Genomic DNA, 18,040 nt, shown 5'->3' with positions numbered 1-18,040 from the left:
GTTAAAATCATTATTTTTGGACATCCAAAAAAATGATCAACCTACCGGAAGCGCTGTTTTGTTTCCTTTTTTTATTAAAAACCTCTTCAAAAACACAACATGAAACTCCATAAAGTTACAGGTTACTTCAATATTAAAATCCTCATTTATCTCCTTACTGCGGTTACGGCCCTATATACCCTTATATTCACTTATTATTACAATCTGAAAGATGACGGATACATCCTGGCAGACTGGCTGATCAATTACCAGGACGGCGGATTCAAAAGAAGAGGGCTGTCGGGGAGTTTCTTTTTCCTGCTGCAGGACATTACGCACATAAGGCTTAATTATCTGGTTTACGGCTTTCAGTTCTGCATCATTACAGGCTTTTTCTGGTTATACATAAAGATCATCAGGTATAAAGATACCCATTTGCTGTACCTATCCCTTCTTTTATCGCCGTTATGTTTTATCGGTCTTCTCAATACGGTAACCTATGTCGGGAAAAAAGAGTTTATTGTTTTTCTCTTGTTTACGTGGTTTGTATGGCTTCTGGATAATCACAGGCTTTCAAAATACAGAGAATATGCTTTTTGCGGAGCGCTCTGCATTACTGTTTTTTTCCATGAGGTTGTTCTCTTCTATATTCCTTATTTTGCCATAGCCCTGTATCTGAAAACGGGCAGGTTTGAAACTTCGAGGTATATAAAATATTTTCTTTCGGTAGGAATTCCTACACTGCTCATCCTCTTATTGGGGAAAAAGGTAAATGAAGGGATGTCTCTTCAGATTCTGGCACAGAGAGGCGTTCATCCTACCTACGGAATTTTTTACTGGAATATTGATGAAAGGGCATACATAAGACAGCACATCAACGAATACCTTCTGTATTTTGTAAGTCTTGCCATCAGTATTTTCCACCTTGGGTTTTATCTGAAATCTGTAAAGCAGGGAAAGACGCTTCCGCTTTTACTGGCAGGTGCGTTTCTTTTTTCTCTGCCCTTGTTTTACCTGGCCATCGACTGGGGAAGATGGATGTATATCCACATGATGCTGATCACAGTGCTGCTGGCTATGCTGCTGAAAATGGAAGAGCCCGGAGCCGTACCTGAGCCGGCTATTACGGGAACAAAGTTTTACATTACCTTACTGATTATCATTTTTTCACTGCTCTATAGGGTAGAAATGTCCGGAAAAGGATTTACTTTCGAGGGAATTCTGTACAGAGTCTTCATCGCTCCCCTTGAATTGCTAAATAAAATGTAATTACAAAACCTATCTGATAAAAAAGCTTTACTTTTGCAAAAATTTTAGAATGTCGAAAAATTTAGTAATCGTAGAATCACCGGCCAAGGCAAAAACTATTCAGAAGTATTTAGGAAAGGATTTCGAGGTGAAATCCAGTTTCGGGCATATCCGGGATTTACCTAAAAAAGGAATGGGGATCGACCTTGCTACCTTCAGTCCGGATTACGAAGTTTCTGCAGACAAAAAGAAATTGGTAACCGAGCTGAAAGCTGCTGTAAAGAAAGCCGAAATGGTATGGCTGGCTTCCGATGAAGACCGGGAAGGAGAGGCCATTGCATGGCACCTTTCCGACGAGCTGAAGCTGAAGCCGGAAAACCGGAAAAGGATCGTCTTCCATGAAATTACTAAAAATGCCATTCTGAAAGCCATAGACAATCCCAGGGACATCGACCAGAACCTGGTGAATGCCCAACAGGCAAGAAGGGTGCTGGACAGGATCGTGGGGTTTGAAATGTCTCCCGTACTCTGGAAAAAGGTAAAACCGGGATTATCCGCGGGAAGGGTACAGTCCGTTGCGGTACGGCTGGTAGTGGAAAGAGAAAAGGAAATCCGCGAATTTGTCCCGAAAGCCAGCTTCAAAGTGGACGGGGTTTTCCTGAACCACGGGCAGCAGGAGATTTCAGCAAAGTTGAAAAAAGATTTTTCTGAAGAAGCACAGGCAGAGAAGTTCCTGGAACTGGCAAGAACAGCTGAGTTCAAGGTACTGAATGTTGAAAAAAAACCGGGAGTGCGTTCAGCCTCCGCACCTTTTACAACTTCTACCTTACAGCAGGAGGCTTCATCAAGATTAGGATACAATGTAACCAGCACCATGCGGATCGCACAAAGGTTATATGAAGAAGGATACATTACCTATATGAGGACCGACTCTGTCAACCTTTCCCAGGAAGCGATAGACGGGGCCAAAAAACAGATTACCTCAGAATACGGACCCGAATATTCGGCGCCGAGAAAATATACCACCAAATCTGCTTCAGCTCAGGAAGCCCACGAAGCCATCCGCCCTACGGATTTCAGCGTGAAAAGCATCGGCGATGCCCAGCTGAACAAGCTTTACCAGTTAATTTACAGAAGAACACTGGCTTCCCAGATGGCCAATGCCAAAATTGAAAAAACCGTTATTGAAATCGGGAATGCAAAGCTGCCACAGAATTTTGAGGCCCAGGGCGAGGTGATTATCTTCGACGGATTCCTGAAAGCCTACGGAATTATGAAAACAGAAGAGGAGGATGAAGAAAACAACGAAAAACTGCTTCCTAAAGTAAGCGTGGGTGAAACCCTTGAATACAAGAAAATTACTGCTACGGAGAAGTTTACAAGGCCGAGTGCACGATACACTGAAGCCGGCCTGGTAAAAAAGCTGGAAGAACTGGGAATTGGCCGTCCTTCTACTTATGCCCCTACGATCCAGACTATCCAGAACCGTGAATATGTGGATAAAAGGGAGATCGAGCCGCAGACCAGGGAAGTGGTGAAAATTTCTTTGGCCAAAGATAAAATCAAAAAAGAAGTCCTCGACGAAAAATTCGGCGGCGATAAAAATAAATTCGTTCCTACTGACATCGGTGAAGTGGTGAATGACTTCCTTACGGATAACTTTACGGAAATCCTCGATTACGGCTTTACGGCAAGGGTAGAGGAAAGCTTTGATGAAATTGCCAGCGGTGACCAGAAATGGAAGCAGATGATGACGGATTTCTACTCCAAGTTCCATCCGCGCATTGAAGATGTGGAAGAAAATGCGGACCGCGCTACCGGAGACCGTCTTTTAGGGGTGGATCCTAAAACCGGCAAAAATGTTCATGCCCGGATCGGAAGATTTGGAGCCATGATCCAGATCGGAGAAACGGATGATGAGGAAAAACCGCTTTTTGCTTCTCTGATGGCCGGGCAGAATATCGCTACCATCACTTTTGAGGAAGCCATGGAACTGTTCAAGCTTCCTTTTGATCTTAATGAAGTAGACGGCCAGCCGGTCTCTGTAGGAGTCGGGAGATTCGGGCCGTATGTGAAATGGGGAGAAACTTACATCAGCATGCCTAAAGGCGAAGACCCGCTGTCGGTAGATCAGAAACGTGCAGAAGAAATCATCGCTGAAAAGAAAAGAGCGGATGCGCCTATCGCAAGTTATAAAGGAGAACCGGTAACCAAAGGAACCGGCAGGTTCGGACCGTTTATCAAGTACAGGGATATTTTCATCAACGTTCCGAAACGGTATAACTTTGAAAACCTTTCCCAGAGCGACATCAATGAACTGATTGATGCCAAGCTGGAAAAAGAAGCCAACCGGTACATCCAGCAGTGGGAAAAAGAAAAGATTTCCATTGAAAACGGAAGATGGGGCCCGTTCATCAAATTCGGAAAAGCCATGTTTAAAATTCCGAAAAAGAAAGACGATACCAAATATGAAGGGGACGAGCTGAAAGAAATTTCCCTGGATGAGGTGAAAAAATGGATCACCGACCAGGATCCGAAAGCATTTGCCGAGAAAAAGAAGCCGGCGGTAAAGAAAACCGCTGCTGCCAAAAAGACAGCGACGGCTAAAAAGCCTGCAGCGAAGAAGCCATCGGCTAAAAAATAAAAAGATTTTCATCCATGAAAAAGCACAGATTTTAGTCTGTGCTTTTTTATTGGTTATCCAAATTTATCCGTTTCAGACGGCAAAGCCTGGCTGACTTTATTTTTGCTCCCCATCTTGAAAGAAGGCGAACAATATCTTCATTTTCCCCGTCTTCAGCTGCCCCTGTCGGGCGTTTTCTTCACCATGAATGCAATGTCTTTTCTAATAAATATTTAACCTTATTGATTTGGCCATGGAAACACGTCTCAGGTACTTCTTTCTTATCCCGCTTTTCAAATATGATTGTTCCAGATTTTAATTTTTTTTATCCTGACTGATGCTTTACCTGTACTTTTACAAAATAGCCTTTCTTACCTGTTTGCTTCCAGGTGATCTGTCTGGAAATGATTCAGATAGTTTTTGAGTTTTCCTAAGTCGAAATAGATCGCATCACTATTTGAAAATCCCTGGCAAATGGTGAAAGTAGGAGAACTGATTTTCAATTCTTGGTAAGCAAGAAACTTATGGTGTCCGTCAAGCAGAAAAACGGCAGAAGTCAGCTCCGGATTATCATCACCTGTTTCATTGGTTTTTGATTCATCCGTTATGTACGATTTGTAGATACCAATAACAAAAGGCCGTTTCCCCTGAATGATCTCATTCTTGTAAAATTCAACCTGTTCCCTGTTGATCGAGTCTTCTGATTGCGTAGCTATCGTAAAGGAACCCTGAAGTTCATAATACCAATGAGAAGTGAAAAGCAAAACGTCATCTTTGTTTTCATTAATGAATGTTTGTTCAGTGACAGCCCTTTTGGGAAATACCAGATAGCTTTCCATTACAGGGTTTTCTGAGCCCTTTGAATAATTAATAAAGTATAAGCCATTTTCCAAAAGACTCAAAAGAGGCTGAAAATCAATCAGCAGACCTTCCGGATTTTCTGAATAATCTTTATAGGTATGGGAATTTAATTCATGCGTTAAGCTGATAAATTTAGCATCTTTCAATCCCATCAGGGTACAATATCTCCCCATGGAGCCATCACAGTCACTCCAATCCAGTACTATGGGTTTGTTGATTTCGAGGTAAGAGCCGATTTCTGTAACACCAACTTTTATCCTGTTTTTACTGTTCTTGTTGATGATCCGCATTTTTGACAGGGTATTGAACCTAAGGTTATGTATTTCCGGAATTCAAATATAATCATTATCACGGAATCCGGTTTATTGAGATCGCAATACGTTATAACAGTAGTTTTGTAAATAACCTGAGACGGCAGGACAGTAGGTATCCGCATTTCCTTTACATTAGCTGAAAATCAAATATAATGAGCCATTCAGGATACACCCGGAAAGAATTTTTGAAAACGTCGGCCTTAGGAATCGCAGCGGTATTTTTCGGATCTTCATTTACCGCTTTACTGCCTTTGAAAAATAAGCCTTACTTCACTATAAAACCAATAGGAAGGAAGTTTTCGCTGGAAGGCTATTATATCTGGTGCAGTTCCCCTGTCTGGGGCGAAGACGGGAAAGTGCATCTTTTCTATTCCCGGTGGAAAAAAGAGAAAGGGATGGGCGGCTGGCTCAACGGATCCGAAATCTGCAGGGCCGAAGCGGATTCGCCGTATCATCTCTTTGAACACAAAGAAATTATTCTGGCGCCAAGAGGCGGAGAATTCTGGGATGCTACTACCTGTCATAACCCATTGATAAAGCAGGTCGGAAATCAGTACCTTTTATTCTTCATGGGAAATGCCAACGGAAAGACCAGTACCAAGAGAATCGGGCTGGCTCACTCGGACAGCCTGGCCGGGCCCTGGAAAAGACCGGATGAACCCCTGCTGCTTCCTGGAAAAGAAGGTTCCTGGGACGACCATTGTACCACAAATCCGGCTTTTGTACAGGGAAATGACGGCAAGTACTGGCTGTTCTATAAATCCTGGAATACCCTGGAATATGAGACTCAGAAAGGCCCGGTCCGGGGTAACCGGAAATATGGACTGGCAAAAGCAGAATCTCCGTCCGGACCTTACAAGAAAGTACTGGAAAATCCGGTTATTGATTTCTCTTCCCTGCCTGATAATGCCCAGCTGGAAGATGCATTTGTATGGAAGCAGAACGGATTATTTCATATGGTTGCCCGCGATATGGGCTTTTATAATCATGAATATGGCCTGCACCTTACCACAAAAGACGGTATCTGCTGGACAAAACCGGAAATAGCATACCTTGATATGAAGTCGTACATTCAGGAATCTGCTCCGCCGGAACACCTGAAAAGATTCGGGCGGCTGGAGCGGCCGATGATCCTGCTGGATCGCGACGGTGAAACTCCGGGGTTTTTATTCGGCGCTACACAGGGCGGCGAATTTGAAACTTCCACAGCTTTTGTATTTGAAATTAAACGTACTCAGCTCAGGTAAATAAGACTTGAGAAACTCAACAGGACCTTGGACTTTGCTTTTTTCCTCTGCAGGAGGCCACACTTGAACAAATGACTGCCGCCGCTGTTGTAATCAGATTAAAATAATAATACAAACCTGTTAATAAACACGGCAAATGGCTTTTTATGCTTGATAAATAATTTAATTTTAATATTTTTGGTACCCATAACAGGTAACGAAAGAATGAATTTTGAAGACTTTATCATTTCCCCGAGGCGCTTCCGGGCAGAAAGCTGGCAGATCGGAAATCAGATTACTAAAGATATAAAGGAAAACAGTATCGTCCTTCTTTTTGTATCGGATTACCGCGGTGCTGACGGTACTGCTGAAATGCAGGACTTTACGGAAGTCAGAAGAGAGTTTTACAAGCTTTCGCAACTGGATTTTGAAATTCCCGTGGTGGATCTTGGTGACCTCGTATCCGGAAAGTCCGTACAGGATTCGCATTATGTACTCCAGGAAGTTCTTTCCGCATGCCATCATAAAGGAGCAATTCCTGTCATTATCGGAGGTTCCAATGATTTTTCATATTCGCTTTTTTCTGCCCTCCATCTTTTTGTAAAAAACATCAATTATACACAGATCAGCAATATCATTTCCCTGAAGCAGGGAGAAGCGATCAACGAACGCACTTTCCTAAGCAAAATTTTAGGGTCCAAGGACTTCTCCATCCGGAACTACCATCACTTGGGATACCAGAAACACCTGAATGAGACGGATTCTGTGCGCATGATCAAAGAGGTGGAGTTTGATATCGTGCGGCTGGCGGAAATGATGAATTCTACTGAGAAAACCGAGCCCTTTTTCCGGAAGGCAGACCTGGTGACGGTTAACTGCGATGCTATTGAAAGTTTTGGCGAGCCTTTTTCCCAAAACCCGCAGGTCAACGGCCTCAACAGACGGGAAATATGTGCTTATATGAAAGAAATCGGACTGAGTGAAAACCTGAAATCCGTAGGGATTTTCAATTATAATATCAGTTCCGGAAACCGGTTGAACCATCAGCTGCTCGCCCAGATGATCTGGTACCTGATAGAAGGGATCAATATCCAGCGTTCCCACCCCAAGGAAAGGCAGTATGAAATTTTTTATGTATTGGTAGATGACCGTGAATATGCTTTCCGGCGCGATACCTTCAGCAATCTCTGGTATTTCGGGGATGACGAAAATATAAATAACTGCATTCCCTGCTCAAAAAGAGATTTCGAGGAAGCTAAAAAAGGCTGGCTCAATGCACGGCTGTTTCGCTGAAATTCATAATATATAAAAATGCATGAAGAAAAAATTATTATTTATTATTCTATTTATAGTGCTTTCCGGAGGGCTGTATTTTGCAGATAAATATGCCTATGCAGGTGAGAAGAAGTATTACCCTTTGGCAGAGACTAGGCAGGATAAACTGCGCATCGGCATTATCGGAGACAGTTGGCTCGTACGTGAGAAACTTGACTCCCTGGTGGAACGGAAACTTTCAGAAAAAGGCATATCGGCAAAGGTCTTTTCTTCCGGAAATCCCGGTGCCACCTCAAAGGTAATCTATGAGAATCTGTTTAAGGAAGAAAATGAAGATTTTTCTTCCAGAAAGGTAATTGAAAGCCATCCCGAATACTGTATTGTTGTTGCCGGTGTCAATGATGCTGCCAAACATCTGGGGCCCGCTTATTATGCGCACCATATGGAACTTATCATCAATACCCTCTTGCATTACAACATCAGGCCCGTAGTGGTTTCCCTTCCTGGATTCGGAGTTGAGGAGGACTTTCAGGCAAAGAATATTTTCAGCCGGCTCAGCAACAGCGGTGCCGAGCTCATCCTGAATAACGGTGCCGCATTTACAGTCAAAGAGTACAGAAATGCTCTGACGAATAGTCTCAGAAAACTTCACAAGGAAAACCGGATAACGGTCCTGGATTTTGATAGGGCAGGCCTTGATTATAACGGAAATAAAAAACTGTATGCCGATCCGCTGCACCTGAATAAAAAGGGATACCAGAAATTCAGTGAGTTTTTAGCGTCAGGTATTATTAACTTAGAGCAAAGGAAATGAAAATATCTGTTATTGTTCCGGTTTATAATGTTGAAAACTATCTGGTAAAATGCCTTGAATCCCTGGTGATGCAGTCTTATCAGGATATTGAGATTCTGGTTGTAAATGACGGGAGTACAGATGGTTCTGAGCAAATTATCCGGGAATATGCCCGGAAATATCCTGACAAGATAAAGTCCTTTAACAAGAAAAACGGCGGCCTCAGCGATGCCCGTAACTTCGGTATCGATCATGCTTCAGGAACATATATCGGTTTTGTAGACAGCGATGATTATGTGACAGCCGATATGTTTGGAGAAATGGTAAGGCTTGCTGAAAAACACGATGTTAAAATGGTGATCTGCAATATTCAGAAAGTAGACCAGAATGGGAGGATTACACAGAAGCTCACACAGCTTCCCGGTATGCCGGAAAAAATTGAATTGGAAGATAAATTTTCAGTCTTTTCAGACATCAGCTACTTTGCCTGCAATAAGATCTTCAGAAAAGATCTTTTTGAAGAAAAGCGTTTTAAGAAAGGTGCCCATTTTGAAGACATACAGCTGATTCCTCAGCTGCTGTTGGAATGTAAGGCGGTGGCACAGACGCAGCAATTTCATTACCAGTATCTTGAGCGGACAGATTCTATTACCAAAACCCATACCGAACGCGGCCTTGACATTCTGCAGGCGATAAAGGACGTGGAAATATGCTTTTCGGGATCGCACTATGCCCAAAGGCATCCTGAACTTAAAAATTTCCAGATATTTGAAGGAGTATATTCCTTTCTGGCTTACCTGGCATTTGTGAAAAATAAGGAACTTTTTTACCGGATGTCGCAGGAATTGCAGGTTTTTGTAAGAGAAAGGGATATAAAACTAAAAGATATATTATTATATAATCGTTTTGATAAAAATTATCTGTTATCTTTGCCGGTGAAAAAAAAGATATTTTATCTGCTCTTTTTTACAGGACAGAAAAAGCTGATCCGAAAATTAATGTAACACAAATGGAGGCACCACGGGTTCTGTAATATAAATCTGGTATTTATAAAGTCGGCAGAACAATGAGTTCTCAGGTGCTCAATAGAAAAAAAATGAAGAATTTTGAATTGTTCTTATCTCAGTCAGGCATTCCTATTTTTTATCTCAAAATAGGATTAGGCTTTTTATTTTCTTTTTTAATTACCTTCTTTTCCGTTCCCACCATTATTAAAATATCCAGGAGAAAGAACCTGATGGATGAGCCGGGAATCAGAAGTTCCCACCTGCGCAAAATTCCCAATCTTGGCGGAATTGCCATCTTTTATTCTATAGGAATCTGCGCTTCCATATTTGCCTATGAGCTTTTCGACCTCTATAAATTCTTATTTGCCTCACTTATCATTCTCCTGTATGTGGGGGTAATGGACGATATAGTGGTGATGAGGGCTTATAAAAAGCTGGTAGCACAGATTATCGTTTCGGCACTGATCGTTATCGGTTCAGACATCAGAATCCGCAGCCTGTTCGGCGTTTTGGGAATCTATGAGCTTGAATATTTTGTGAGCATCATTTTCAGCATTGTCACTTTTATTATTCTTATCAATGCCTTTAATCTCATAGATGGAATAGATGGGCTTGCCGGAGGATATTCGGTGATCTGCAGTGCACTTTTCGGGATCAGCTACTACAGGTTGGGAGAGTACAATTATCCGCTGGTGATTTTATCCGCTGTCATCATAGGAGCAGTTCTTGCCTTTCTGTATTATAATTTATCCAATTACCGTACGAATAAGATATTCATGGGAGATACGGGATCAATGTTGCTGGGTTTCCTGCTGGCGTTTACTTCCATGTGTTTTATTGATATTTTTATAGACAGAAAGCTGCCGGGCGTTCCGAAATATCATCTGCAGTCTGCACCGGTAGTCGCTGTAGCGATTCTTATCCTGCCGATTGTAGATACCCTGAATGTTATCATCATAAGGCTTGCCCAGAAGAAATCACCTTTTGATGCCGATAAAAATCATATTCACCATAAACTGCTGAAACTGAACCTTACCCATCGCAGATCCAGTTTTTATATCATTGTTTATTACCTTTTTGTAGTAGCTGTTGCATATTATTTCAGGCATATCAGCATCAATCTGTTATTGTTGATTGTAGTGGCACTGGGGTTTTTAGGAGCTTACCTTCCGGATCTTATATATGTTTTAAAAAATAATAGAAAGGCTAACAATTAAATCTTTACTTTTGCAAACAACTAGAAAATACGATGAAGAACTATAAGTACTTATTCCTTTTATTATTCCCTTATCTGATAACCACTTCCTGTATCACGACCAAAGATGTACGGTACATGCAGCCTAATGAAAGTCTTGTGATTAATGAAGAGGGCCTGATACCATACAATATTCCCATCTACAGAATCACCAAGAACGATATCCTGAACCTTAATATCGTCACCACGCCCAAAGGTGATGCCGCCCAGTTCTATTCAGCTCTGAATGCCTCAAATGCCGGAGCGAGTCCTGCCATAAGCGGTGGGGCCGGTGGCGGTGGAAATATCGGGTTTTATTTCGGAGGCTTAAAAGTAGATTCAAAAGGGGATATCAATATTTTCGGTATAGGATATATAAAAGCCGAGGGAAAAACCATAGAAGAACTGAGCGGGGAGATTCAGGAAAAAGTAAACGAAAACTTTCAGGAAGGAAAATCTGAAGTAAGACTTAATATAAACGGGATTACCTTTTATGTCCTGGGAGATATAGAGACTACCGGAATTACAGGAGAAAAGGTGGTACACAAAAATACCCTCACTATTACGGAAGCCATATCAATCAGCGGAGGGCTCAACAGAACGATTGACAGAAAAAACATCGTTATTCACCGGAAGCTGCCAGAAGGGATTAAAGTTGCACGGATTGATCTTACCCGCGAAGATGTGATGAACTCTCCTTATTATTACGTTCAGAATGGAGATGAGATCTATCTGAATACACGGGCAAAAAGCTTGAATGGCCTTGGAAAAGATCCTATCCAGACCTTAACCACCGGAGTATCCGTTATTACGACGGCCTTATCAATTTATCTCCTTCTAAAAAACCTTTAATATCCCATGATTCCAGGAAAAGATACCACGGTAGAGAAAACAGATGCCCAGAAAGAAAAGCATGGATCATTCGGGCTATTTGATATTGAGCATTTTCTAAGAAGAATAGTAAGAAACTGGTACTGGTTTGTCTTGATGTTTTTCATAGGATATTCGATATCATGGGTGTACAGTAAATACTATGCACAGAATATCTATGCTTCCAACCTTTCCCTAAGTATTTCTAATAATACTTCAAGCTATTTTACGCCCAGCCAGTCCATCAACTTTATCTGGGGCCAGGGCGGAAATCAGGACGGGGTATATCTTAAAAAAATGCTTTTATCAAGAACCCATAATGAGTTTCTGGTAAAGGAAATGGATCTTTTTATTAATTATTCAACAAAAGGCGTTATCAAGTCCACTTATCTGGATAAGGATGATTCTCCGGTTGTTTTTCAGATTGATAAAAAACATCCGCAGCAGATGAATTATCCTATTACCCTTATGGCGAAAGGGAAAAATACCTATGAAGTCATTTTACCTGAAGACGGCGAGTCTACAGGATTATACAGCTATGATACTGAGGGATTTGTGTCCGTAAGTCCTTATGAAAGACCTGCCAATAAAATCATCCGGGTCGGCGAATGGTATACTTCTCCTAATCTTAGGTTCAGGTTGTTGCCTAATCCGGTAGTTCCTAAATTCAAGCTGGAGAATGTAATTGTTAATTTAAGTACGGTAAATGACGCTGTGACCGGAATTGTCTCTACCATAGGCGTTGATTTCGATAAAGAGATTGCTACCATCATGCTCATTACCAAAACAGGTTACAATCTGAACAGCACCGTTAATTTTCTGAATACATCCGTAAGCCAGCTCCAGAAGAAAAGACTGGCCGATAAGATGACGGTAGATAAGAATACCGATGTGTATCTTCAGGAGAACCTGCAAACAATACGCAAGAAGCTCGATTCCAGTGCGAATGTGCTGAATGACATGAAGACCAATCAGAAACTTTATGACATCAAAGACAGAGATGAAAAGTCACTGGAAAAAATAAAAGAACTTGAAGCTAAAAAAGCGGACATCGAAAGCAAAATCGCTTCCCTGAATCAGATCAAGCAAAGCATGGAGTCCAGGAATTTCGAAAAAATGATCAGCACCAATGCTGCAGGTTTTCAGGACGGGCTTTTCAGCGCATCTGTTTCTGAACTGAAAGGATTGTATGCGAAACGACGGGAGATGAGCCTTATCTACAGGCCGAACTCAGAGCCGATGAAAGAGATCGACCGGTTGATTGATGAAGCAAAGACAAGTTCAAACGGTGCTTTAAGAAATTATTATACCGGCTACTATACTGAAATCAACAAGATCAATCAGCAGGTACAGGAGGCCAATACAGATCTTGAGTCTTATCCGCAGAAAGAAAGAAAATATCTGGACGCCGAAAGAGGGTATAACATGATTGAGGCTACCTACAACAGCCTTCTGGGAAGACAGAATGAAACAAAAATGAGAATGGCTGCGAACCAGTCTGACATCACTGTGATTGACCCTGCGAAAAATGTAGGCCAGCCTCCTATAGGCCCTAATGTGAAAGGAACAAAAGCTGGCATCATGGGGGGATTCCTTGTTTTACCCCTATTGTTCATCTTGATAGGTGAAGTGCTGGATAATAAAATCAGGAATATCAAGGAACTCCTTAATGCGACAAAAATTCCATTACTGGGCGTGATTGGCAATAATACCAATGAAAACATGCTTACGGTACTGGATCAGCCCAAGTCTTCCGTTTCCGAGGCATTCAGGGGAATCCGTGCCAACGTCAGATTTCTCTCCGGAGAAGGCGGAGGCAGCAAGACCATTCTCATCACTTCCTCCATTGGAGGGGAAGGCAAGACCTATATTTCCATAAACCTGGCTTCCGTACTCGGATTGAGCGATAAGAAGACCATCCTGTTGGGGATGGACCTTAGAAAACCCAAGATTTTCGGGGATTTCCAGATCGACAACCAGTTCGGGATCTCCAATTATCTTACCGGTGAAGTGGAAATGAGCCAGATTATCAACAAGACCAAAATTCCGAATCTTGATGTAGCGACTTCCGGGCCTATTCCGCCAAATCCTTCGGAGCTTCTGATGAGCGAAAGAAATATCAAGTTCCTTGAGGATCTTAAAAATATGTACGATTTCATCATTATCGATTCCCCGCCGGTAGGACTGGTAGCAGACTCGTATGAACTGATGAAATATTCAGATGCCAATATTTATGTGGTACGTCATGAATATACGGAGAAATACATGCTGAAAATGATTACTGAAAAATATCATAAAGGCGAAATTGATCATCTGGGCCTTGTCTATAATGACTACAACACGAAACAGGGTTATGGTTATGGCTACGGTTATGGTTACGGCTATGGCTACGGTTACGGTTATTTTGATGAAGATAAGAATTACAAAGAACCGCTTCTGATAAGAATAAGGAATAAAGTACAGCAGATATTCAATAAAAAATAATACTTTTAAGCCCTCATTTCATGGGGGTTTATTAATAATGATGATACCCGTTCTATTAAAAAAAGAATAATTTGCCTGGTTTGCCGTTTACTTTATAACAAATTATGTTTTTTTGTTTATTTTTAACTAAGCATTAAGATTATCATTAATATAAAAAAGTTTTATATTTGCAAAAATTAATTTTTAAAATAACCATAAATCCATATTCTTTTATGAATAGAAAATTATTGTTTAGCTTCCTTGCCGCTCTAGGAACAGTGGTAAGTGTTAAAGCTCAAAGAAACGAACTTGGAGTTCGTCTAGGTATGAGTAACCTAGTTGGGGATATAGGGAGGACGAATTATATTTTACAAAAGCCATTGGATTTAAGTAAAGCTTCGGATTGGGGAGTCCCGTTTTACGGCGGTATTTTATATAGATTTAATTTTAATCCCCATCAGACGGTAAGATTAGACCTCGGATACAACCAGATTCAGTTCAACGATAAGGTTGCTAAGGAAGATTACCGCCGCCAGAGAAATTCCTTCGGGAAAAACGATGTGTATGAAGCCAGTTTGATTTTTGAATATAACTTCTTTCCGGTAAATAACGAACAGAAAAGTATGGTAAGTCCTTATATTTTCGGTGGAGTGGGTGCTCTGATGTTCGACGCTCCGAAGGCAACAATGGTGAACGACTTCCGGCGTGATGCGGATGGTGTGGCACTGGCTCCGATCAATGAGCTGGACTTTACCACTACACCGGTCTACTCAACCGGCAAGAAAACCACCATGAATATTCCTTTTGGTGTAGGATTGAAATATAAGTTTAACTATAACTGGGGTATTTTTGCAGAAGCAACGTTCAGATATACCCTTACCGATCAGCTGGACTACAGCAGAATTCTGGATAAAGATGTTATCGCCACTTATAACGGGGATATCCTGAGCCCTGCTACCGGCGGTTCCCTTCTTCAGACAGGTGCCTATTATGTAGTATCCAAAGAGCGTGAAGCTGCTCTTACAAGAGATAGGAATATAGGAGACCTCAGATCCAAAGACTGGATCAATACGGTAAGTCTGGGGCTGACCTACTCATTCGGAAGACCTCCGTGTTATTGTGATTAATTATGTCATTGATAAAAGATAAAATAGATCCGGATCATTTACCGAAACACGTCGCCATCATTATGGATGGCAACGGAAGATGGGCAAAATCCCGTGGTGAACAAAGAACATTCGGGCACAAGAATGCCATTGATGCAGTAAGGAATGCTATTAATGCATGCAATGAAGTTCATATCCCTTATTTAACGCTGTATACCTTTTCTTCGGAAAACTGGAACCGGCCGGCTGAAGAGGTGAACACCCTGATGAATTTACTGGTGGAAACCCTCCTGCTGGAAGCAGAAGAAATTTTCAGCAAAGGTCTGCGGATGCATGTCATCGGCAACCTGGAAAAACTGCCGTCGCTCGTGAAAGACCAGCTTTTGCGGGTGGTGGAACTTACCAAAGAAAACACAAAAGGCAATCTGGTACTGGCCATCAGCTATGGGGCGCAGAATGAAATCCTGAATGCCGTTAAAAATATAAGCCGAGACGTAAAAGAAGGCAGGGTAGATGTAGAAGGTATTGATGAAAAATTATTCGAAAACTATCTCTATACAAAAGACTTTCCTCCTGTAGATCTGTTGATCAGAACCAGTGGTGAAATCAGAATCAGCAACTTCCTCCTTTGGCAGATCGCCTATGCAGAACTGCAGTTTTTAGATGTTCTGTGGCCGGACTTCACAAAAGATATTTTCTTCCAGTGTATTGTAAACTATCAAAACAAGGAAAGAAGATTCGGGATGACCGGCGAACAAATAAAAATCCAGTAAATTTTAAGAAAAGAAAGACTACGATAAAAAATGAAGTTTAGATTATTACCCATCATTATGTTTGTTGCCTCTGCACATTTTTATGGACAGGTAACCCCGCAGGACAGCACACAGGTGAGCAATTCTGTACATGCAGAAAACCAGGCAGGAACATACACTCTGAAAGACATCGTTGTGGATGGGGTTAAAAAATATACGCCAGCCCAGATCCTGAGGTTTACAGGCCTTGTGAAAGGGGAAACGGTAGATATTCCGGGGCAGAAGATAAGCAATGCTGTAAAAAAACTTTGGGACACCCAGTCTTTTTCTGAGGTGGAAGTATATGTACAGAGCATTGAGGGCGAAACCATCGTCTTAAGATTTTACCTTCAGGACCTTAAAGATCTTGGAGAAGTGAAATTTACAGGAAAAGGAATCAGCAAATCTAAAAATGAAAAACTGGCAAAGGATAACAACCTCAAGCCAGGAACCAAAATTACCCAGAACTTGATTTCAAGTCTTAAAACGAACATCCCGAAAGATTACGTTAAAAAAGGATTTGCCGATGCCAAGATCACCATTCAGGATAAAGTGAATGCAGGAGATCCGAACCTTGTAGACTGGACGATCAATGTAGATAAGGGAAAGAGAATCAAAATCGACCATATTGAGTTTGAAGGAAACGAGGCTGTTTCAGACAGAAAACTCAGGAAAAAGGCTTTCAAGGAAACCAAGCAGAAAAGATTCGGAATCGGAGGGATTCTCAAGTCGTCCAAATTTATCGAAGGAAAATATCAGGAAGACAAACAGAACCTGATCAATTATTATAATTCTTTGGGATACAGAGATGCTAAAATCGTTTCTGATTCCGTATGGAGAAACAAAAGAAACAATTATGAAATCGATGTAAAGCTGAACGAAGGTAAGCAATATTATATCGGTGACATCACGTTTACCGGGAACACGGTATATGCTACAGATTATCTTCAGCGGCTCTTAGGATATAAAAAAGGAGATATTTACGATGCTGTAGGCTTCAATAAAAAAGTAGGGGAAGACGGTGGTAAGGAAGACGATTCCGATATCAAGTCCATCTATATGAACAACGGTTACCTTTTCTCCAATGTAACACCGGTTGAAAAATCAGTGAACGGCGATAAGGTAAACCTTGAAATCCGTATCAATGAAGGGGAAAAGGCAACCTGGAACAAAGTAACCTGGGAAGGGAATACCACGACCCATGACCATGTGATCCTGAGGGCTTTGAGAACGAAGCCGGGAAATCTCTTTGCAAAAAGTGATATCAAGAGAACCTATTTCGATCTTGCCGGAATGCAGTTCTTTGATCCGCAGCAGGTGGGCCAGGACATCCAGCCGAACCAGCAGGACAATACCGTGGATATCAACTGGAAGCTTGTAGAGAAAGGATCTTCTCAGGTACAACTTCAGGCCGGTTACGGTGGTAACAGTTTTATCGGGACGTTAGGTCTTACCTTTAACAACTTCTCGCTTAGGAATTTCCTGAAATTCAAAGATTTCAAGCCGGTTCCCCAGGGAGACGGACAAACTTTGTCACTTCAGGCGCAGGCCGGACAATACTTCCAGAACTATGGGGTGTCCTTTACGGAACCATGGCTTTTCGGAACACGGCAGACTTCACTTTCTGTCAGCTTAAATAATTCAAGGGTACGGTATTCTGATGTTGACGGTTCTGCCAGAACACTTAATATTTTCTCCGCTTCCGCCGGGTTAAACAGGTTGTTGAAGTGGCCGGACGATTATTTTTCGCTATATACGGGACTGCAGTTTCAAAAGTATGATTTCAACAATTACCCTTTTGATTTCGGAGGGGTTACGGAAAATTACGGTTCTGCAAACAACTTCAGTATCAACCTGGGACTCAGCAGGAACTCTGCGGGGATCGATCCGATCTTCCCGACTTCAGGGTCTAATCTTGACCTTTCACTGAAACTGACTCCGCCTTACTCGTTATTTAATAACAAAGACTATTCCACATTATCGCCTACCGACAAATACAAGTGGATGGAATTTTATAAAGTAAAATTCAAAGCAGATATCTATAACGAAATCGTCGGAAAACTCGTATTGAGGTCTTCTGCAGAAATGGGTTTCATGGACGGATACAACAAGCAGTTGGGTGCTCCGCCGTTTGAAAGATTCTATGTAGGGGGTACCGGGCTTTTCGGTGGCCGTTATGACGGTAGGGAACTGATTCCGTTGAGAGGATATGAAAATGCTTCTACCTACGGAGGAACTTCTGAAGATATT

At 41.8% G+C, this 18,040-nt stretch carries 13 protein-coding genes; 12 read left to right on the top strand and 1 reads right to left on the bottom strand.

The window, feature by feature from the left end:
• Positions 1 to 99 precede the first annotated feature (99 nt).
• Positions 100 to 1,248 (top strand): hypothetical protein, encoded by a 1,149-nt coding sequence (locus QZ735_RS10420; RefSeq protein WP_294247895.1) that lies wholly within the window; start codon positions 100 to 102, stop codon positions 1,246 to 1,248.
• Between the two features lie 49 nt (positions 1,249 to 1,297).
• Positions 1,298 to 3,871, top strand: a complete 2,574-nt coding sequence (topA, locus tag QZ735_RS10415; RefSeq protein ID WP_294247893.1) for a type I DNA topoisomerase — start codon at positions 1,298 to 1,300, stop codon at positions 3,869 to 3,871.
• A 350-nt stretch (positions 3,872 to 4,221) separates the two neighbouring features.
• On the opposite strand, the gene QZ735_RS10410 is transcribed toward topA, so the two are convergent.
• Positions 4,222 to 5,001, bottom strand: coding sequence for a hypothetical protein (locus QZ735_RS10410; protein WP_294247890.1), 780 nt, complete (start codon positions 4,999 to 5,001; stop codon positions 4,222 to 4,224).
• 176 nt (positions 5,002 to 5,177) lie between these two features.
• Between QZ735_RS10410 and QZ735_RS10405 the strand changes: the two genes are divergently transcribed.
• The 10 genes from QZ735_RS10405 to QZ735_RS10360 all read left to right on the top strand — a co-directional run.
• The gene (locus tag QZ735_RS10405) at positions 5,178 to 6,272 is read left to right on the top strand and encodes a glycoside hydrolase family protein (protein ID WP_294247887.1); all 1,095 of its coding nucleotides are present in this window, start codon (positions 5,178 to 5,180) and stop codon (positions 6,270 to 6,272) included.
• A 177-nt stretch (positions 6,273 to 6,449) separates the two neighbouring features.
• Positions 6,450 to 7,544 (top strand): formimidoylglutamase, encoded by a 1,095-nt coding sequence (locus tag QZ735_RS10400; protein ID WP_294247883.1) that lies wholly within the window; start codon positions 6,450 to 6,452, stop codon positions 7,542 to 7,544.
• Positions 7,545 to 7,566: 22 nt separating this feature from the next.
• Entirely contained in the window at positions 7,567 to 8,340 is a 774-nt protein-coding gene (locus QZ735_RS10395) for an SGNH/GDSL hydrolase family protein (RefSeq protein ID WP_294247878.1), read from the top strand.
• The gene (locus QZ735_RS10390) at positions 8,337 to 9,323 is read left to right on the top strand and encodes a glycosyltransferase family 2 protein (RefSeq protein ID WP_294247874.1); all 987 of its coding nucleotides are present in this window, start codon (positions 8,337 to 8,339) and stop codon (positions 9,321 to 9,323) included. The genes QZ735_RS10395 and QZ735_RS10390 overlap by 4 nt, the downstream gene beginning before the upstream one ends.
• Before the next feature lie 92 nt (positions 9,324 to 9,415).
• Positions 9,416 to 10,543: a glycosyltransferase family 4 protein gene (locus tag QZ735_RS10385; protein ID WP_294247871.1), complete on the top strand. Its 1,128-nt coding sequence runs from the start codon at positions 9,416 to 9,418 to the stop codon at positions 10,541 to 10,543.
• Positions 10,544 to 10,575: 32 nt separating this feature from the next.
• On the top strand, positions 10,576 to 11,412 hold the full coding sequence (locus QZ735_RS10380; RefSeq protein WP_294247869.1) for a polysaccharide biosynthesis/export family protein: 837 nt from the start codon (positions 10,576 to 10,578) through the stop codon (positions 11,410 to 11,412).
• Positions 11,413 to 11,418: 6 nt separating this feature from the next.
• A complete protein-coding gene (locus QZ735_RS10375) occupies positions 11,419 to 13,914 on the top strand; it encodes an exopolysaccharide transport family protein (RefSeq protein ID WP_294247867.1) in 2,496 nt (831 codons plus the stop codon).
• Between the two features lie 212 nt (positions 13,915 to 14,126).
• Positions 14,127 to 15,020, top strand: coding sequence for a DUF6089 family protein (locus tag QZ735_RS10370; RefSeq protein ID WP_294247864.1), 894 nt, complete (start codon positions 14,127 to 14,129; stop codon positions 15,018 to 15,020).
• 2 nt (positions 15,021 to 15,022) lie between these two features.
• Positions 15,023 to 15,772 (top strand): polyprenyl diphosphate synthase, encoded by a 750-nt coding sequence (gene uppS / locus QZ735_RS10365; RefSeq protein WP_294247861.1) that lies wholly within the window; start codon positions 15,023 to 15,025, stop codon positions 15,770 to 15,772.
• A 30-nt stretch (positions 15,773 to 15,802) separates the two neighbouring features.
• A partial coding sequence (locus QZ735_RS10360) for a POTRA domain-containing protein (protein ID WP_294247859.1) occupies positions 15,803 to 18,040 on the top strand: 2,238 nt, incomplete at its 3' end.

This window comes from uncultured Chryseobacterium sp. (assembly GCF_913776365.1).
Taxonomy (GTDB): Bacteria; Bacteroidota; Bacteroidia; order Flavobacteriales; family Weeksellaceae; genus Chryseobacterium.
Note: the sequence above shows the minus strand (reverse complement) of the source record. Positions and strands in the feature narration are given on the sequence as shown.

Coding starts and splice junctions, on each gene's coding strand:
- QZ735_RS10420 (WP_294247895.1), top strand. CDS start 100: ATGAAACTCCATAAAGTTACAGGTTACTTCAATATTAAAATCCTCATT.
- topA (WP_294247893.1), top strand. CDS start 1,298: ATGTCGAAAAATTTAGTAATCGTAGAATCACCGGCCAAGGCAAAAACT.
- QZ735_RS10410 (WP_294247890.1), bottom strand. CDS start 5,001: ATGCGGATCATCAACAAGAACAGTAAAAACAGGATAAAAGTTGGTGTT.
- QZ735_RS10405 (WP_294247887.1), top strand. CDS start 5,178: ATGAGCCATTCAGGATACACCCGGAAAGAATTTTTGAAAACGTCGGCC.
- QZ735_RS10395 (WP_294247878.1), top strand. CDS start 7,567: ATGAAGAAAAAATTATTATTTATTATTCTATTTATAGTGCTTTCCGGA.
- QZ735_RS10390 (WP_294247874.1), top strand. CDS start 8,337: ATGAAAATATCTGTTATTGTTCCGGTTTATAATGTTGAAAACTATCTG.
- QZ735_RS10385 (WP_294247871.1), top strand. CDS start 9,416: ATGAAGAATTTTGAATTGTTCTTATCTCAGTCAGGCATTCCTATTTTT.
- QZ735_RS10380 (WP_294247869.1), top strand. CDS start 10,576: ATGAAGAACTATAAGTACTTATTCCTTTTATTATTCCCTTATCTGATA.
- QZ735_RS10375 (WP_294247867.1), top strand. CDS start 11,419: ATGATTCCAGGAAAAGATACCACGGTAGAGAAAACAGATGCCCAGAAA.
- QZ735_RS10370 (WP_294247864.1), top strand. CDS start 14,127: ATGAATAGAAAATTATTGTTTAGCTTCCTTGCCGCTCTAGGAACAGTG.
- uppS (WP_294247861.1), top strand. CDS start 15,023: ATGTCATTGATAAAAGATAAAATAGATCCGGATCATTTACCGAAACAC.